Consider the following 17,406-nt stretch of genomic DNA (forward strand, 5'->3'; position numbering starts at 1 on the left):
CGGCCGGGCCGACCGGCTGTCCGACCCGCTGTCCGATTCCGGCTGTCCGAATCTGCGGACGCCATGAGCGCCGCGGCAACCGCTCACCTTTGCACGAGGATTCACCATGCAGACTCCGCAACCTTCGCAACGTCCCGATCCAAACACCGCGGCGGCGCTGCCGCTGCAGGACCGTCATTACCTCGTGACCGGCGGCGGACGTGGCCTTGGGGCCGCCGTGTGCCGCACGCTGGTCCAGGCCGGTGCGGGCGTGATCGTTGCCGATATCGACGACAAGCTGGCCCGCGACAGCGCCGAGACCTTGACCGAAGCCGGCGGCCAGGCGTGGCCGCTGCGACTCGATGTGGCGGAGCCGGGTTCGGTGCGTGCCGCCTTCGATGCCGTGCGCGAACGGGTGCAGCGGCTCGACGGCATTGTCAACAACGCGGCCATCGACGTCACGCTGCCGGTCGAGGAAGTCGATGCCGAGACCTGGCGCAAGGTGCTGATGGTCAATCTGTACGGTCCCTACCTGATGTCGCATGCGGCCGTGCCGCTGATGAAGGCGCAGGGCGGCGGGCACATCGTCAATATCGCGTCGACCGCATCCAAGCGCGCCTGGCCCAATGCGTCGGCCTATCACGCCACCAAGTGGGGGCTGCTCGGCTTCTCGCATGCGCTGCATGCGGAGCTGCGCCCGCATGGCATCAAGGTATCGGCGATCGTCGCCGGCGGCATGCGCACGCCGTTCCTGCTCGACCGTTTCCCCGACATCGACCAGGGCAACCTGCAGGATCCCGCCAACGTGGCCAACGCCGTGCGCTTCGTGCTGACGCAGCCGGATGAGACCGTGATCCCCGAGGTCATGGTGCTGCCGATGAAGGAAACCTCCTGGCCATGAGCGACCCGGTTCAAAACGCGTGCGTATTGCCCGGCGCGGTGCTGCTCGACAAGGACGGCACGCTGCTCGACGACGTGCCGTACAACGTCGATCCCGGCCGGATGCGGCTCGCGCGCGGCGCCGCGGCGGCTCTGCGCGACCTGGGCAGCCTCGGCGTGCCGCTGGTGGTGGTGACCAACCAGCCGGGCGTCGCGCACGGCTATCACGCCGAGGCCGACCTCGTGCCGGTGCGCGAGCGGCTGGCGGCGATGTTCGCCGAACACGGCGCCACGCTCGCGGGCTTCTATTACTGCCCGCACCACCCCCAGGGCACGGTCCCCGCCTACACGCGCGCCTGCCTTTGCCGCAAGCCGATGCCGGGCTTGCTGGTGCAGGCCGCCAGTGCGCTGCGTTTCGCGCTGGGCCGGTCCTGGATGGTCGGTGACATCCTCAACGATGTCGAAGCCGGGCGTCGTGCCGGCTGCGGCACCGTGCTGGTCGATTGCGGCAACGAGATCGAGTGGCAGCTTTCGCCAGCGCGCCAGGCGCACTATGTGGTGCCCACGCTCGACGCTGCCGCGCGCATCGTGGCCGCCCGCATGCGCGCCTGCGGCACCGTCCCCGCCATGCAAACGGTGGCGCCATGACGACCTGGCAGACGGCGCGGCAGGTACTATGCGTACGGCTCGACAACATGGGCGACGTGCTGATGAGCACGCCCGCGATGCAGGCGCTGGCCGAGTCGATGCCCGGCCGCCGGCTGACGCTGCTGACCTCGAATGCCGCCGCCTCGCTCGCGCCGCATTTGCCGATGGTCAGGCGCGTGCTGGCGTGGGATGCGCCGTGGGCGCGCCACGATGAAGCCGCGGCAGTCGCGCCCGGTCCTGCGATGCTGCGCTGCGCGCGCTGGCTGGCGCGCTACCGCTTCGATGCCGCGGTGATCTTCACGGTCTACAGCCAGAGCCCGTTGCCGGCCGCGATGCTGTGCGCGCTGGCGGGCATCCCGCTGCGGCTCGCCTGCTGCCGCGAGAATCCCTATGCATTGCTGACCGACTGGGTGCCCGAGCGCGAGCCTGCGATGCAGCCCGGCCAGCGCCCGCGCCACGAGACCCGGCGGCAGCTCGACCTGGTCGCTCAGGTTGGCGCCAGCGCGCGCGATACCCGGCTGCGCTTCCGCGTGCTGGCGGCCGACCGTGCCGCGCTCGCCGCCCGCATCGCGGGCTGGCGCCGCGGCCGCAGCGGCCCGCTGGTGGTGGTGCATCCGGGCGCCAGCGCGGCCTCGCGCCGCTGGCCTGCGGCGCGCTTTGCCGAGGTCGCGCACGCGCTCGCCACGCAGGCCGGCGCGCACGTGCTGGTGACCGGCGCCGACAGCGAGCGCGAAACCGTGCAGGCGGTCTGCGCCGCTGCACACCATGCGTGCGTGGTGCCGCTGGCGGGCGCGCTGACGCTGGGCGAGATGGGCGCGCTGCTGGAGGCAGCCGACCTGCTGGTGTCGAACAACACTGGTCCGGTCCATCTTGCCGCCGCGCTTGGCACGCCGGTGGTCGACCTGTACGCGCTGACCAACCCGCAGCACACGCCGTGGCAGGTGCCGCACCGCACCTTGTTCGCCGACGTGCCGTGCCGCTACTGCTACAAGAGCACCTGCCCGCAGGGCCACCATCGCTGCCTGGAGGACGTGCCGGCCGCACACGCCGTGCAGGCCGCGCTGGCGCTGCTTGCCGGCGATGCGGACGCGCCGCCGGCGCAGCCGCTGCCGTGGCCTGGCGCCGATGCTCCATTGACCGAACCGGCGGCGGGCTTTGTCCCGGCTGCCCCCTTTGTCCCCGCCGCCATTTCCGCCCTTGGCGCGGCACGCGCCGCCCCGGCCGTGCCGGCTGCCGATCCACCGAGCCCCGACGAGGTTGCCCATGTTCACCCTTGGCATTAACGCCGCGTACCATGACTCCGCCGCCTGCCTCGTGCACGACGGCGCGGTGATCGCCGCCGCGGAAGACGAGCGCTTCACCCACATCAAGCATGGCAAGCGCCCGGTGCCGTTCACCGCGTGGGAGCTGCCGTTCCACGCGATCGACTATTGCCTGGCCGAAGCCGGCATCACGCTGCGCGACGTCGACCACGTGGCCTACTCGTTCGACCCAGCGCTGATGCCGGGCGCGCGCACGCACGATGCCACCGTGACGCTGCCGCTGGAGCCATCGAAGCAGGGCGCACCCGCCGGCAACGCATCGCCATGGGACCCGCTGTTCCTGACGTACGTGGTCAACGCGCCGCGCCAGCTGGCCAGCGGCGCGCCGCACCACCTGGCCGCGCGCTTCCGCGGCGTTACCCATGACGGCCCGTTCCGCTGGCATTTCGTCGAGCACCACATGGCGCACGAGGCCAGCGCCTTCCTCGCGGCGCCGTTCACGCGCTGCGCGGTGCTGACCATGGACGGACGCGGCGAGCGCGCCACTACCAGCTACGGCGTGTTCGACGGCAAGGAATACCGCCGCATCAAGCAGATCGACCTGCCCGACTCGCTCGGACTGCTGTACGAGCGGGTGACCAGGCACCTCGGCTTCCTGCATTCGTCGGACGAGTACAAGGTGATGGCGCTGGCCTCGTACGGCAAGCCGGCCTGCCTCGATGCCTTCCGCGGCATGGTGAGCCGCGATGCAGAAGGCGGTTACCGCGTGGCGCAAGCGGACCTGACGGCGCTGCTGGGACCGCCGCGGCAGCGCGGCGAGGCGTTCGGGCCCCGGCATCTCGATATCGCGCGTTCGCTGCAGGAGGTGCTGGAGGAAACCGTGGTCGGCATGACCACGTGGCTGGCCGAAGCGACCGGCGAGCGCCACCTGTCGATGGCGGGCGGCGTCGCGCTGAACTGCGTGATGAACGCGCGCGTGCGCGACCGCAGCCCCTTTGACGAAGTCTGGGTGCAGCCGGCCGCGGGCGATGCCGGCACCGCGCTGGGCGCGGCGCTGTGGGTCGACCTCCTGCAGCGCGGCCGGCCGGCGCGGCAGTGGTCGATGGACCACGCCTACCTCGGCCCGGCCTATACCGACGACGAGATCGCCGCGTTCCTCGACTGGGCGCACCTGCCGTACCGCCGGCTTGACGATATCGCCGCGCAGACCGCCGAGCTGCTGGCGCAGAACCAGATCATCGGCTGGTTCCAGGGGCGCATGGAATTCGGCCCGCGCGCGCTGGGCGCGCGCTCGATCCTGGCCTCGCCGATCGACGCCGGCATGCAGCAGCGGCTCAACGAGATCAAGGACCGCGAGGACTTCCGCCCGGTGGCGCCGGTGGTGATGCAGGAGCGCGCCGCCGACTGGTTCACCGCGGCCAGGCCGGGCCGCGGCGAGGCGCCGTTCATGCTGTTCATCTACGACGTGCGCCCGGAACAGGCGCCGCGCATTCCGGCGGTTTGCCACGTCGACGGCACCGCGCGCGTGCAAACGGTGCGGCGCGAGCAGAATCCCGCCTACTACGACCTGCTGGCCGCGTTCGAGCGCCGCACCGGCGTGCCGGTGCTGGTCAACACCTCGTTCAATACGCGCGGCGAGCCCATCGTCTGCACGCCGCGCGATGCGGTCGAGTGCTTCTGGACCTCGCCGCTGGATGCCCTGGTGATCGGCTCGTTCCTGCTGGAAAAGCCCGCGGCGGGCAACCGGGGAGGACCCCATGCACAGGACTGAGCCGCTGGTCTCGGTGGTGGTTCCCACCTGGCGGCGCCCGGCGCTGCTGGCGCGCTGCCTGCAGGCGCTGTGCGCGCAACGGCTGCCGCCGCAGTCGTACGAGATCATCGTCGCCGACGACGGCTGCGAGGCGCGCATCGAACGGCTGGTGGCGCTGATGGCGTCCCGGCATCCCGCGCATGCGCTGCGCTACGTGGCCGTGTCCGGCACACAGGGTCCGTCCGGGGCGCGCAATGCCGGCTGGCGCCGCGCTGCGAGCGCGCTGATCGCATTCACCGACGACGATACCGTGCCGGATCCGCACTGGTTGCGCGAAGGCTGCGCGGCGCTGGCGCGCCAGCCCGAATGCTGCGCCGTGGCCGGCGCCGTCGAGGTGCCGCTGCCGCCGCGGCCGACCGATCATGAGCGCGATACCGGCGGACTGGCGCAGGCGGAGTTCGTTACCGCCAACTGCTTCGTGCGGCGTGAAGCGCTGCGGCGCATCGGCGGCTTCGACGAACGCTTCACGCGCGCGTGGCGCGAGGACTCGGACCTGCAGTTCCGGCTGATGAACGAGGTCTGCCCGGTCGGCCGCGCGCCGCGCGCGGTCGTCGTGCATCCGGTGCGGCCGGCGGCATGGGGCAGCAGTATCGCCGCGCAGGCCAAGGTGTATTACGACGCGCTGCTGTACAAGAAGCATCCGCGCCTGTACCGGCAGCGCATCCGCCGCACGCCGCCGTGGCATTACTACGTGGCGGTGCTGGCGCTGCTGGCCGCGCCGGTGGCGTTGCTGGCCGGGGCGCCGCGTGTTGCCGCCGGCGCCGGCCTGCTGTGGCTGGCGCTGACGGTGTCGTTCTGCCTGCGCCGGCTGCGCGGCGCGGCGCTGACGCCCGCGCATGTGGCCGAGATGGCGCTCACTTCCGTATTGATCCCGCCGCTGTCGCTGTTCTGGCGCCTGCGCGGCGCACTGGCATTCCGGGTGGTGTTCCTATGACAAGCGCAACCATTTCCCCTTTGAACCTGCCGCTGATGCCCGCGCGGCGCAAGCCGCATGCGCCGGCGCGCCGCATCGCGGTGTTCCGCGCGCTACAGCTGGGCGACATGCTGTGCGCGGTGCCGGCGCTGCGTGCGCTGCGCGAAGGCGAGCCCGATGCGCACATCACGCTGATCGGGCTGCCGTGGGCGCAGGAGTTCGTCTCGCGCTTCGGCGCGCTGGTGGATGCGCTGATGGTCTTCCCGGGTGCGCCCGGCATGCCGGAGCAGTCCTACGCCGAGGCGGCCGCCGCACCGTTCTACGCGGCCGCGCGCGCGGCGCGCTTCGACCTGGCGATCCAACTGCATGGCAGCGGCTCGCTCAGCAATGCGGTGGTGCGGCGACTGGGTGCGCGCCGCACGGCAGGATTCTGCCCCGACGCAGCCGACCATGACGCTGCCCATACCACGGGCGTGCGCAGCACGCGCGAAGGCATGCTGCTACCGTGGCCGCAAGGCAATGAAGTCGTGCGGCTGCTGTCACTGATGCAGGCGCTGGGCTATCCCGCCGCCGATCCCCACCTGGAGTTCCCGCTGCGCCCGCTCGATCATGCCAGCTGGCGCCTGCTGGCCGAAGAGCATGGGCTCGGCCCGGCCGGCTATGTCTGCATCCACGCCGGCGCGCGCATGCTGTCGCGGCGCTGGCCGCTGGAGCGCTTCGCCGAAGCCGGCAGGGCGCTGCGCCGCCACTGGAAGGTGGTACTGACCGGCAGCCGCGACGAAGCGGCGCTTATCGATCAGCTCGCGCGGCGCATCGGCAAGCCGGTGGTCAACCTGTGCGGACAGACTTCGCTGGGCACGCTGGCCGCGCTGATCGGCCATGCGCGCCTGCTGCTGTGCAACGACACCGGCGCCTCGCATATCGCCGCGGCCATGGATACGCCCAGCGTGGTGGTGTCCTGCGGCAGCGACAGCGCGCGCTGGGCGCCGCTCGATGCCTCGCTGCACCGCGTGCTGGCCGAGCATCCGCCGTGCCGTCCCTGCATGCACCAGCAATGCCCGGTCGCCGGCCACCCGTGCGCCGCCGGCATCAGCGTAAAGCGCGTGGTCGATACCGCGCTGGAACTGGCGGCGCGGGAGTATGACCATGCCTAGGCGCCTGCGCATCCTGACCTGGCACGTCCATGGCAACTACCTGTACTACCTGTCGCAGATTCCGCACGACCTGTACCTGGTGACGCGCGACGACGGCACGCCCGGCTATGCCGGCGCCGGCGGCGCGCTGGCATGGGGCAACAACGTGCGCGAGGTGCCGTACCAGAGAGTGCCGCAAGGGCGGTTCGACTGCGTGCTGTACCAGCACCGGCACCATTACCTGCGCGATCGCGTGGAACTGCTGAGCGACGCGCAGCGCGCGCTGCCGGCAATCTACCTCGAGCACGACCCGCCGCAGGAACATCCCACCAATACGCTGCATCCGGTCCAGGATGCATCGGTGCTGCTGGTCCATGTGACACCGTTCAATGCGCTGATGTGGGACAGCGGCGTGACGCCGTGGCGCGTGATCGAGCACGGCGTGATCGTCGACAGCCAGGTGCAATACAGCGGCGAGCTGGCGCGCGGCATCAGCGTCGTCAACAACCTGCAGAGCCGGGGCCGCCGGCTGGGCGCGGACGTGTTTGCGCAGGTGCGGGAGCTGGTGCCGCTGGACCTGGTCGGCATGGCGGCGCAGCAGGCGGGAGGGCTCGGTGAAATACCCAATCCGCAACTGGCCGCCTTTGTCGCGCGCTACCGCTTCTTCTTCAATCCGATCCGCTATACCAGCCTGGGGCTGGCCGTGGTGGAGGCCATGACGCTGGGCGTACCGGTGGTGGGGCTGGCGACCGCGGAACTCGCCACGGTGATCCAGAGCGGCAGCAACGGCTACGTCGACACGCGCCTGGACGTGCTGGTCAGCGTGATGCGCGAGCTGCTCGACGATCCGGAGCTGGCGCGCGCATGGGGCGAGCGTGGCTGCCGGCTGGCGCGCGAGCGCTTCGGCATCGGGCGCTTCGTTGCGGAATGGGACGAGGCCCTGCGTACGGTGGCGGGATAAGCCGGAGGCAGCGCATCCGTTCAGCGCTTGTCGTGGGTACGGCCACTGCCGTTGGCGCTGCCATTGCCATTGCCATTGCCATTGCCATTGCCATCGCCGTCCGGCGCCGCGCTTGCGCCTCCGCGCACCGATGTACTGGCCGAGACCGTGCAGCAAACCAGGTAGTACGCGCGTTTCAACGCCATCGCGGCCTGCACTTTCGAGCCCGCTTCGGCGCTGGCAAACGCCTCGTGCAAGCAATGCTCGATGCTGTCGGCGGTGCCATGCTGCTCGAAAAGGTCTTCGGGCCGTTGCGCCCAGAGCGTCAATAGAACCCGCTCTCGTTGCGCCATGGTATGCGCGGGCCACACGCGGTCGCGGCTCAGCAGTTCCAGGCGCGTCGCCAGCAGGGCTTCGAGGAATATTGTGGGCCGCGCGGGGCGTCTGGCGTGGGGCTGTAAGCCGGGGGATTGCGCGGAAGTGACGCCAGTCGCGGACTCGGTCTCCGCAGGCGCGTCGTGATGCAGGAAGAAGGTCATGGCGGTGGGGCGGCGCCCGCGTCTGCCACTTATGCGAAGCATGAAGTCGGGCCGCGGTGCCGGAGTCTGTTGCGCTTGCGCGCTCACTGGTAGCGCTGCAAGGAGCGTTCCAACGCGCAATCGTGACGGCAGGCGGGGCGCCGGTGAGGGCGGCGCCTGGCCTGCAGGGATTATTGCAACGTTGCGCGTAAATCCGGCGCTACGTTCGTTGGCGCACCCGGCGAAACGCAAAAAAAACACACGCAAAACGTACGCCGCGGTGCTTCAGGCAACGCGCAATTCCCGGATGGCGTTCAGCAAGGCCTCCAGCGAGACCGGCTTGGTCAGGTGGGCGTCGAAGCCTGCCTGCATCGACTCGCGGATATCGTCCGGCCGGCCATAGCCGCTCAATGCAATCGCGGTCAGCTTGTGAAGGTGCGGCTGGCGGCGGATGGCGCGAATGAAATCCAGTCCCGACATGCCGGGCATGCCGATGTCGGACAGCAGCAGGTCGGGGCAATGCTCGCCGAGACGGTCCAGTGCCTCCTGCCCGCTGGTGGCGACCGACACGCTGGCGCCTTCCATTTCGAGCAGCAGCTTGAACGTCTCGACCGTGCCGGAATCGTCGTCGACCAGCAGGATCTCGGTGCCATTCAGCGGCAGCGAGGGCGCCGGCGCCGGCGCGGTGTCGGTAGCGATTTCTTGGCGCAGCGGCAGCGTTACCGTGAACACCGAGCCCTTGCCGATCCCGTCGGAATTCGCGCGCACCGTGCCGTTCTGCATGGTTACCAGTTCGCGTACCAGCGACAGGCCAATGCCTAGGCCGCCCTGCCGCGCGCTCGGCGCAGTGCCCTGGCGGAACATGTCAAAGATATGCGGCAGGTTCTGCGCGTCGATGCCAACGCCGGTGTCGCGCACCTCCAGCACGCCGTCGCCGCCCGCTCTGGATAGCGAGACCGTGATCTTGCCGCCGGCGCTGGTGTATTTGAGCGCATTGCTGACCAGGTTCCAGACCACTTGCTCGACCCGGGTCAGGTCGGCGTCGATCATCAGCGGGCGGGCCGGTAAGCTGCGCTCCAGCGCGATGTCCTTGCGCCCGGCCTCTTCCTCGATGGCGCGGCAGACGCGGTCGACCACTTCGCCCCAGTCGACCGGCGCGCGCGCGATCGACAGCTTGCCGGTGCGCAGGCGCGACATGTCGAGCAGGTCGTCGATGATGTGCGCCTGGCCGATCACGGTGCGCCGGATGGTGCCGGCGGCGCGCTGGATCACCGGGTTGCCGCGCGCTTCGGGCGAACGGCTGATCAGCTCGGCGCTGGCGCTGATCAGGTTGAGCGGATGCTTCAGTTCGTGCGACACCACCGCCAGGAACTCGTCGCGCACGCGCTCGGCACGCGCGTCGGCGGATTCGTTGCCCACCTGGCGCCCCGTGCGCGTGGCCAGCCGCGTCAGCGCCACTTCGTCGAGATTGCGCATGATCTTGGCAAAGCCGCTGAAACCGCCCTTGTCCAGGCGCGACAGCACGCCGCTGGCGCGGAAGCGGCTGCCGTCCTTGCGCTGGTGCCAGCGGTCTTCTTCAACGCGGCCGTACAGGCGCGCCTGCGCCATTTCTTCCTGTGCGACGCGGGCGGCGCGGTCTTCGGGCGTGTACAGGGCTTCCGCCTCCTGTCCGAGCATCTCCGCCTCGGTATAGCCGAAGATGCGTTCCGCGCCGGTGTTCCAGCTGGTGACGTGGCCTTCGTCGTCGTAGGTGATGATGGCGTAGTCGCGGGTGCTTTCCGCCACGATATTCATGCGCTTCTCGCCTTCGCTCAAGCGCTCTTCGGCGGCGCGGCGCGACGTGATGTCGATGAACGACAGCACCGCGCCCTCGATGCGGTCCTCGGTGGTGCGGTACGGCAGGAAGCGCGCCAGGTACCAGCGGCCGTCGTTGCTCTTGACTTCGCGCTCGATCAGGCGCAGGGAGTCGAAGGCTTCGCCGGCATCGTCGGCAAGCTTGTCGTAGTCGAGCCGGTGGGTGATATCGAGCAGCGACCGGCCGATGTCCGACGGGATGATGCTGAAGACGTCGGTGGCACGCGGGGTGTAGCGCTTGATGCACAGGTTGCGATCGACGAAGACCGTGCCGATATCGTTGGCCATGATCAGGTTCTGCAGGTCGTCGTTGATCTTGCCGGTTTCCTCGACCTTGGACTTGAGCTCGGCGTTGACGGTGGTCAGCTCTTCGTTGATCGACTGCAGTTCTTCCTTGCTGGTCTCCAGCTCCTCCGTGGTCGAGCGCAGTTCCTCGTTGATCGCCTGTAGTTCTTCGTTGGAGGCCTTCAGCTCCTCGGTCGAGGTCTCGGACTGCTCGATGGTGGCCTGCAGCTGTTCCCTGGTGCGATGCAGTTCGCGTTCGAGCTGCGCGATCATCGGGTCGCGCTCGTCGGGGGCCTGGCCGCGCGGCGCTGCGCTCATGCTGTCCTCGACCTCGTCGAACAGCACCAGCACGAAGTCGCCATTGGCTTCGGCGTCGTGTACCGGGCGCGCGGTCATGTTGACGAAGAAATGCCTGCCGTCGCGTTCGAGCTGCACGCGCCTGGCCTCGACGCTGTGATTGCTCTGCAGCGCCTGGTAGATCGCGGTACGCAGTTCCAGCCGCAGTTCCTGGCGCACCGCGCCGATGATGTTGTGCGACGGCATGCCTCCGGCGTACTGCAGGAAGCGCCCGGCGCGGTCCGACAGGTGCACGATCTCGGAATCGCGGCTGACCAGCACGCTCGGCGGCGCGTGCTGCTCGATCAGCCGCTGGTGGAGGTCGCCGAAGGAGAACTTGCGCTTGCCGGACGGCTGCAGCACCGCCACCGGCGAGCGCGCATTGAGCATGCCGGCCGACAGCGGCAACGGAGTTTCGGCGCGCACCGCGACGTTGGCGCGGTAGACGCGGGCCTTCTTGTCGACCACCGAAAACAGGTTGCTGACGCTGTCGGCGGCTTCGGAGCTGCCCAGGAACAGGTAGCCGCCCGGGCGCAGCGCGAAATGGAAGGTGCGCAGGATCTCGGCCTGCGCGTCGCGGTCCAGGTAGATCAGCAGGTTACGGCAGCAGATCAGGTCCAGCCGCGAGAACGGCGGATCGCTGAGCACGTTGTGCAGTGCGAAGAGCACGCGCTCGCGCAGTTCCTTGCGCACGCGGTAGTGCGTGCCGTCCTTGGTGAAGAACTGCCGTACCCGCGCCGGCTCGACGTCGGCGATGATCGGTTCCGGGTACAGCCCGTTGCGCGCGATCGCCACGGCGCGCTCGTCGATATCGGTGGCAAAGACCTGGAAGGGCAGCTGGTAGGGTGTCTGCGACGAAGCTTCCTGCAGCAGCATGGCCAGCGAATACGCTTCTTCGCCGGTGGCGCAGCCAGGCGCCCACACGCGGATCGAGTCGCTGTCGGGACGGTCCTGGAACAGGCGCGGCAGCACGTCGGCGCGCAGCACGTCGAACGCTTCCTTGTCGCGGAAGAAGTTGGTCACGCTGATCAGCATGTCCTGAAGCAGCGGTGCCGTTTCTTCCGGATGCAGGTGCAGGTAGTCGCGGTATTGCTGCAGGTTCGTCAGGCCATTGACCTGCAGCCGGCGCTCGATGCGGCGCAGCACCGTGGCGCGCTTGTAGTGGCGGAAATCATGCGAGGTGCGGGTGCGCAGGATCACCATCACCTCGCGCAGCGCGCGCTCGTTGCTTTCCGATTGCGGCGCGGGCTCGGGCGCGTCCTCGTCCTCGGGCGGCTTGGGCAGCTGGATATGGCTGGCGGTATTCCACAGGTCGAGCAGGCGCTGCGGGATCTCGTTGGCCGGCATCACAAAGTCGACCAGGCCGGTGCTGATGGCTGAGCGCGGCATGCTCGAGTATTCGGCTTCCTCCGGCTCCTGGGCGATGGCGATGCCGCCCAGCTCCTTGATGCGGGTCAGGCCGACCGAGCCGTCGGAGCCGGCGCCGGATAACACCACGCACACGGCGCGCTGGCGATGGGCATCGGCCAGCGAGCGGAAGAACAGGTCGATGGCCGCGCTGCGGACGTCGCGGCGTTCCTGCGGGCCCACGCGCAGGTAGCCGTCGATCATGGTCAGGCTATGGTTGGGCGCAATCACGTAGACGTGGTTGGCTTCGATGCGCGTGGTGTCGGTGACCTGCCGTACCGGCATGGTGGTGCGTGCCTGCAGCACGGGCGCCAGGTTGCTGGCGTGGTCGGGAGAGAGATGGACGACCAGGACAAAGGCTGCGCCGGTGCTGGCGGGCAGTCCATCGAACACCTGGATCAGGGCTTCAATACCCCCGGCCGACGCGCCCATCCCGACTACGGGAAAGGCGAGCTGGCTGGGCAGGGGGCGTTCACGATTCTTGGCCATCGCTGCGTGGATAAGTTAGTGCGCCGGCCGGATGCGGCGCTATCCCTCGCGAAGCCAGCCTTCGATGCGCTTCGCGGACGCTGCAGCGCGGCCCGCTGCCTCGGTATACCGGCGTGATTCGCCAGTTTCGCCGACTTGCGTATGATACGCCGCAATCTGCGTGTAAAGCTCGCGCTGTTCGTGCAGCGCGCGCAAGGCCTCGAAGAGGGTGTGTTCGAGTGCGCCATTGGCGGCGTGGCGCAGTGTTGAAATGCCGAAGGCATGGCCGGTGTGGCAGCGGAAGCGCGGCGGCATGCTGTCGCGCACTTGCCATAGGGTGCCGCCGCATTCCGGGCACGTCAGCGCCGACGGGAGCGCAATCTTTTCCACGGCCTCGATCGAGGAGGGGCCCAGCGCTACGCCGTGCTCGATGCGCAGCGATTCGGGCGGGTCGGCGGGCGGACCTGCCGCGGAGCCGGTCAGTTCTACCAGCTTGGGCGCGATCGCCGCCAGCGGCAGCACGTAGTCGGGCGGCGAGGCGCGGATGGCGTTGCGCGGCATGTCGGCGGCGAAAGCGCTGTCGGGATCCTGCACGATGGTCACGCCTCCGCACTGGCGCACCTCGCGCAGGCCGGCCGCGCCGTCGTCGAGCTGGCCGGTGAGCAGTGCCGCCACTACACGGTTGCCGCGCGCCACGGCCGCGCTGCGGAACAGCGGGTCGATCGCCGGCCGCGCGAAGTTCTCCTTGGGCCCGCGCACCAGTTGCGCATGCTCGTCGACGATCATCAGGTGTTGGTCGGGCGGCGCCACATAGATCGCCCCGGGCCGCAGCGGTTCGCCATCGCGGGCATGGCGGGCCGGCAGCGGCCCGGCGCTGGCCAGCATGTCGGGCAGCATGCTCTGGTTGGCGCCGATGTGCAGCACGGCCAGTACGGCCGCATCCAGGTCCGGCGGCAATCCGGCGGCGATTTCCCGCAGCGCGTCGACGCCGCCGGTAGAGGTGCCCAGGACTATGGTGTCGCGCTTCATGGGATCTCGGGTTGGTTTCAGGCCGCTGCCCGCAGCAAGGGGGATCGGCAGGCTGCTGGTCTATTCCGCGGTGGATACCTCTGCCGGCGCTTCGGGCGCGGCAGCGGCGCCGGTGTCGGATGGCTGCACGATGGCCGGCGCCGCGGCGCGTATCCGCAGCACGGTCTGGCGCGAGGTGTTGAAGCGCCGCGCGGTTTCGCTGACCGACTGGCCGTCCGCCAGCGAGCGCAGGATGGCATCGCGCTCGTCGGGCTTGTGCTTGGGCGGGCGGCCGACCGCACGGCCCATGGCCTTGGCCGCCGCCAGGCTGTCGCGCACGCGCGCGCTGCGCGTGCTGCCCTCCAGCGCGGCCACTGCGCGCAGCACCATGACTGCCTCCGGCGGCGCGGCGCTGGCCAGGTTGGCGCGGCTGAGCTGCACGCAATGCAGCGCCACCCCGAGCAGGCGGAACCTGCGGATCGTGCCCAGCACTTCCTGCACGCTCCAGCCCAGGCAGCTCAGCTGCATCGTCACCAGCGTATCGCCGGCCCGCACCCGTTGCAGCAGCGACAGCAGCCGCGGCCGTTCGGCCGCGGGCACCGAGGCCGGCTCGCACTCCCAGAAGGCGCGGCGCAGGTCGACGGTATAGCCGGCCCGGTCGGCTATGCGCAATTCGTCTTCCATCGTTTCGAGGTCACGGGCGCGGTTCGAGTAGATGAAGGTAGACGTCATGAGGATTCCTCGTTCTGGTTTTCGTCTGCGGTCGCGCGGCGGGCGTCCCTCCCGGCATCCGGCAGGCGACCTGTTTCTTCTGATTAGCAAAACTCGTCCCAGCAGCGGGGGCGGCAAGATAGTGACGGTTAACGTGCTGATGTGTGCATTCTTCACATGTACGTAAAGCAAGTTTTACGTACCTAAATTGGGCCCTCTGTGACATGCCCGCCTCGGCTAGGATGTTCAATAAGTGCGAGCTGGGCCTGCGCCGGATGCCTTGGTGCCCGGCGTGCCCTGCGCCCACACCGACGGCAATCGCGATGACCAGCGGTATCTCCGCGGCAAGGAGTTGGCGATGACAGCGCAGCATTATTTCGGCTATCTCGTTCACGGCACGGCACACGCGGGCGCCAACGGGCTGTTTGAAGCGTCCGGTCTGGTCGAGCACGACGGTGCGCCGGTGAACAGCTCCGGGCCGCTGGGCTGCCACCCGACGCGCGAGCGTGCCATTGCCGAAGGCATAGCCTGGGGCAAGGTCTGGGTCGACATGCGAGTGCGTGGCTACACCGACGTGCGTGCCGGCGCGCGCAAGCCTGCCGCGGCGAGAACGTAGCCGTGGCCAGGGTGATACACATCGTCAGCAAGCCTGATCCGCGAGCCTGATCCGCAAGCCAGGGCGATACCTCTGGCGTCATGATCCCGGCCAGCTCGAAGGCAGTGCCTCGAGCGTCGGCCGCGCCTTGGCGGCCAACGCCCGCGCCATCCGGCGTTCCAGTGTTTCCGGTCTTCCTGTCCTGCGCGTGCAGCGCCGTCGGCACCTGCGCGCACCTGGCGCCACGCGCTTTAGCCCGGCCGCGGCGGCGCGCGCCTTGGCGGGCACGAATAACAACCCTTTCGCGCAGGAATTGCAATGTTTGCCGCGCACGCGTGCCGGGTCCGTGCCCGCCCTTGCCACGGCCCGGCGGTGCGCTGGCTGGGCACAGAACCTGCTGACGGGGGGCAAAGCCGGGTGCGACCGGCTTCCCCCTCAAGCTCCCAGGAGGTAATCGTGGACAAGTCGAAGATCCCCGCAGACCAGGCCGAGGCCCTCGGCGCCTTGATGGACGATCATCGCGCGGTCAAGAAGCTGTTCAAGGCGTTCAAGGACACCGAGGACCGCGATGAAAAGGAATCGATCGCGCTCGAAGCCTGTCACCAGCTGACCGTGCATGCCACCATCGAGGAAGAGATTTTCTACCCGGCGCTGCGCGGCGCCAGCGATGACATCGACGACATGCTGGACGAAGCCCAGGTCGAGCACCAGGTCGCCAAGGACCTGATCGCGGCGATCGAGCAAGACCCGGCCGGCGATATGCTCGTAGCCAGCTTCACGGTGCTCTCGGAGTATGTCGCCCACCATATCGAGGAGGAGGAAGGCGAACTGTTCAAGAACGTGATCAGGGAGAAAATCAACCTGCGCGACGTGGCACGGGCCCTGGCGGCGCGCAAGGAAGAACTGATGCAGGAAACCGCCTGATCGGCTTCCCGCGCCGGTCGCGAGCGGTGGCTGGTGAACTGCCACCGCTCGCGTTCGTTAACCGCCAGACGACTCCCACCGGTCCCGTCAATGCTCGCTCCGGAGCAGACCCGAAAGGGGCGGACATCAGTCGATTTGAAAGAGTCGCACAAGGCAGCGCGTCCCGTCGCGGCCGGCACGCGGCTAATATGGCGCGGTCTTCACAGCCGTACCGCCGTACTGTCCTGCCCATGACCTTTGTCGTGACGGATACCTGCATCCAGTGCCGCCATACCGATTGCGTCGAAGTCTGCCCGATGACCTGCTTCCATGAAGGGCCCAACTTCCTCGCCATCGATCCCGACCAGTGCATCGACTGCTCGATGTGCGTGCCGATGTGCCCCGTGGGCGCGATCTATTCCGAGCATGACCTGCCCGACGACAAGCGCCATTTCATCGCCCTGAACGCCGAACTGTCGCGCCGGCCCGACTGGCCGCCGCTGCTGCAGGCCAAGGGCCCGATCGCCGGCCACGAGCAATGGGCGGACCATCCTGACCGCCTGGGGCTGCTGGTGCGCTAGCGCGTGCCGGCGTAGTCGGGAAACGCTTCGTCCAGCGTCAGCACGCTGCCGGTCAGCGCGCCGTCATAGCCCGGCAGCGCATTGACGCGCTGGCGGAACGCCTCGCTGGTCAGCGCGCCGACCGCGCCCGACAGCGCTGCGCTGCGCAGCATCGATTTCTCGATGGCGAAGAAGTAGCGCTCCTTGATCACCGGCTCGAATTCCAGCCCGAAGCGCCGCGCCGCGGTTTCCACGCCGAAGCCCACATCCGCCATGCCGCTGCCGATGTACGCCGCCACTGCGGCGTGGGTGAACTCGCCGTTGCTGTAGCCCTCGATCCGTGCCGGGTCGATGTTGCGCGCGGCCAGCATCAGGTCGAGCAGCAGCCGCGTGCCCGAGCCCACCTGCCGGTTGACGAAGCGCACCTCGCGCCGGGTCAGGTCTTCCAGCGTGCGGATCCCGAGGGGGTTGCCCGGCCGCACGAACAGTCCCTGGCTGCGCACCGCCAGGTGCACCAGGCAGTGCGTGTCGGGCTTGAGCCAGGTGGTGAAGTGGCGCCACATGCCGTGCTCGAACTCGCCCACCGGCACATGGAAACCGGCGATATCGCATGCGCCCTCGGCCAGTGCCGCCACCGCCTCGACGCTGCCGCAGTACTTCAGGTCGTGCCGCACGTGCTGCTCGTCGAGGAAGTCGCGCAGTGCCGCCACCGCGAAGCCGTGGCTGGCATGCAGCCGCACCGCCGCCTCGGACTGCTCCATCAGCTTCTTCAGTTCGATTTCCAGCTCGGAGGCCAGGCTGTCCAGCGTCGGCGACAGCCGCGCGCCGATGCGCTTGCTGGCCCACACCAGTTGCTGCGCCAGCGGGGTCAGGGCGCTGCCGCGCCCGCGGGTCTTGTCGATCAGCGGGCCGCCGAACAGGGCCTCGGCATCGCGCAGGATGCCCCAGGCGTAGCGGTAAGACAGCGACACCGCCTGCGCGGAGTGACTGATGCTGCCCGATTCCCCGACATGGCTTAGCAGGGCGACCAGCCGCGACACGTCGAGGGCCTCGGTGCCGGGGGTGCCGTCGTCGCGGATTTGCAGGTGGGGGAGGATCGAGATGCGAAGCATATGAAAAAAATAGCTTATTGATGGACCGTTGTCACTCTCATATATTGCATCCACGGGCCCAACGGCAGGGATGGAGGCCCGTAAA

At 68.9% G+C, this 17,406-nt stretch carries 15 protein-coding genes; 10 read left to right on the forward strand and 5 right to left on the reverse strand.

Features of this window, described 5'->3' with window-relative positions; translation table 11 throughout:
• Nucleotides 1–106: 106 nt before the first annotated feature.
• Genes E0W60_RS13720 through E0W60_RS13750 form a run of 7 tightly spaced genes read left to right on the forward strand, consistent with a single transcriptional unit; the run spans nucleotide 107 to nucleotide 7,585 of the window.
• Nucleotides 107–880 (forward strand): SDR family oxidoreductase, encoded by a 774-nt coding sequence (locus E0W60_RS13720; RefSeq protein ID WP_135704602.1) that lies wholly within the window; start codon nucleotides 107–109, stop codon nucleotides 878–880.
• The gene (locus E0W60_RS13725; protein ID WP_135704604.1) at nucleotides 877–1,506 is read left to right on the forward strand and encodes a D-glycero-alpha-D-manno-heptose-1,7-bisphosphate 7-phosphatase; all 630 of its coding nucleotides are present in this window, start codon (nucleotides 877–879) and stop codon (nucleotides 1,504–1,506) included. The genes E0W60_RS13720 and E0W60_RS13725 overlap by 4 nt, the downstream gene beginning before the upstream one ends.
• A complete protein-coding gene (locus E0W60_RS13730; RefSeq protein ID WP_135704606.1) occupies nucleotides 1,503–2,789 on the forward strand; it encodes a glycosyltransferase family 9 protein in 1,287 nt (428 codons plus the stop codon). The genes E0W60_RS13725 and E0W60_RS13730 overlap by 4 nt, the downstream gene beginning before the upstream one ends.
• Nucleotides 2,770–4,539 carry a carbamoyltransferase family protein gene (locus E0W60_RS13735; protein ID WP_135704608.1) on the forward strand — a complete coding sequence of 590 codons (1,770 nt, stop codon included), beginning with the start codon at nucleotides 2,770–2,772 and terminating at the stop codon, nucleotides 4,537–4,539. The genes E0W60_RS13730 and E0W60_RS13735 overlap by 20 nt, the downstream gene beginning before the upstream one ends.
• Nucleotides 4,526–5,512: a glycosyltransferase family 2 protein gene (locus E0W60_RS13740; RefSeq protein ID WP_135704609.1), complete on the forward strand. Its 987-nt coding sequence runs from the start codon at nucleotides 4,526–4,528 to the stop codon at nucleotides 5,510–5,512. The genes E0W60_RS13735 and E0W60_RS13740 overlap by 14 nt, the downstream gene beginning before the upstream one ends.
• A gap of 35 nt (nucleotides 5,513–5,547) precedes the next feature.
• Complete coding sequence (locus E0W60_RS13745; protein ID WP_135706214.1) at nucleotides 5,548–6,645, forward strand: glycosyltransferase family 9 protein; 1,098 nt, start codon at nucleotides 5,548–5,550, stop codon at nucleotides 6,643–6,645.
• Entirely contained in the window at nucleotides 6,638–7,585 is a 948-nt protein-coding gene (locus E0W60_RS13750) for a glycosyltransferase (RefSeq protein WP_135704610.1), read from the forward strand. Before E0W60_RS13745 ends, E0W60_RS13750 begins: the two co-directional genes overlap by 8 nt.
• Before the next feature lie 20 nt (nucleotides 7,586–7,605).
• On the opposite strand, the gene E0W60_RS13755 is transcribed toward E0W60_RS13750, so the two are convergent.
• From E0W60_RS13755 to E0W60_RS13770, 4 genes are all read right to left on the reverse strand, one after another.
• The gene (locus E0W60_RS13755; protein ID WP_135704612.1) at nucleotides 7,606–8,103 is read right to left on the reverse strand and encodes a hypothetical protein; all 498 of its coding nucleotides are present in this window, start codon (nucleotides 8,101–8,103) and stop codon (nucleotides 7,606–7,608) included.
• 264 nt (nucleotides 8,104–8,367) lie between these two features.
• Nucleotides 8,368–12,453, reverse strand: coding sequence for a CheR family methyltransferase (locus E0W60_RS13760; RefSeq protein WP_135704614.1), 4,086 nt, complete (start codon nucleotides 12,451–12,453; stop codon nucleotides 8,368–8,370).
• Nucleotides 12,454–12,492: 39 nt separating this feature from the next.
• The gene (locus E0W60_RS13765) at nucleotides 12,493–13,461 is read right to left on the reverse strand and encodes a chemotaxis protein CheB (protein ID WP_135704616.1); all 969 of its coding nucleotides are present in this window, start codon (nucleotides 13,459–13,461) and stop codon (nucleotides 12,493–12,495) included.
• Between the two features lie 60 nt (nucleotides 13,462–13,521).
• The gene (locus E0W60_RS13770; RefSeq protein WP_135704617.1) at nucleotides 13,522–14,172 is read right to left on the reverse strand and encodes a recombinase family protein; all 651 of its coding nucleotides are present in this window, start codon (nucleotides 14,170–14,172) and stop codon (nucleotides 13,522–13,524) included.
• Nucleotides 14,173–14,509: 337 nt separating this feature from the next.
• On the opposite strand from E0W60_RS13770, the gene E0W60_RS13775 reads away from it, so the two are divergent.
• The 3 genes from E0W60_RS13775 (at nucleotide 14,510) to fdxA (ending at nucleotide 16,230) form a co-directional block, all read left to right on the forward strand.
• The gene (locus tag E0W60_RS13775) at nucleotides 14,510–14,767 is read left to right on the forward strand and encodes a hypothetical protein (RefSeq protein ID WP_135704619.1); all 258 of its coding nucleotides are present in this window, start codon (nucleotides 14,510–14,512) and stop codon (nucleotides 14,765–14,767) included.
• A gap of 435 nt (nucleotides 14,768–15,202) precedes the next feature.
• Nucleotides 15,203–15,670, forward strand: coding sequence for a hemerythrin domain-containing protein (locus E0W60_RS13780; protein ID WP_133093872.1), 468 nt, complete (start codon nucleotides 15,203–15,205; stop codon nucleotides 15,668–15,670).
• Nucleotides 15,671–15,900: 230 nt separating this feature from the next.
• The gene (gene fdxA, locus E0W60_RS13785; protein ID WP_135704621.1) at nucleotides 15,901–16,230 is read left to right on the forward strand and encodes a ferredoxin FdxA; all 330 of its coding nucleotides are present in this window, start codon (nucleotides 15,901–15,903) and stop codon (nucleotides 16,228–16,230) included.
• On the opposite strand, the gene E0W60_RS13790 is transcribed toward fdxA, so the two are convergent.
• The gene (locus tag E0W60_RS13790) at nucleotides 16,227–17,321 is read right to left on the reverse strand and encodes a substrate-binding domain-containing protein (RefSeq protein WP_135704623.1); all 1,095 of its coding nucleotides are present in this window, start codon (nucleotides 17,319–17,321) and stop codon (nucleotides 16,227–16,229) included. The two genes, fdxA and E0W60_RS13790, sit on opposite strands and share 4 nt — an antisense overlap.
• Nucleotides 17,322–17,406 lie beyond the last annotated feature (85 nt).

The sequence above is a fragment of the Cupriavidus oxalaticus genome, assembly GCF_004768545.1.
Taxonomy (GTDB): Bacteria; Pseudomonadota; Gammaproteobacteria; order Burkholderiales; family Burkholderiaceae; genus Cupriavidus; species Cupriavidus oxalaticus_A.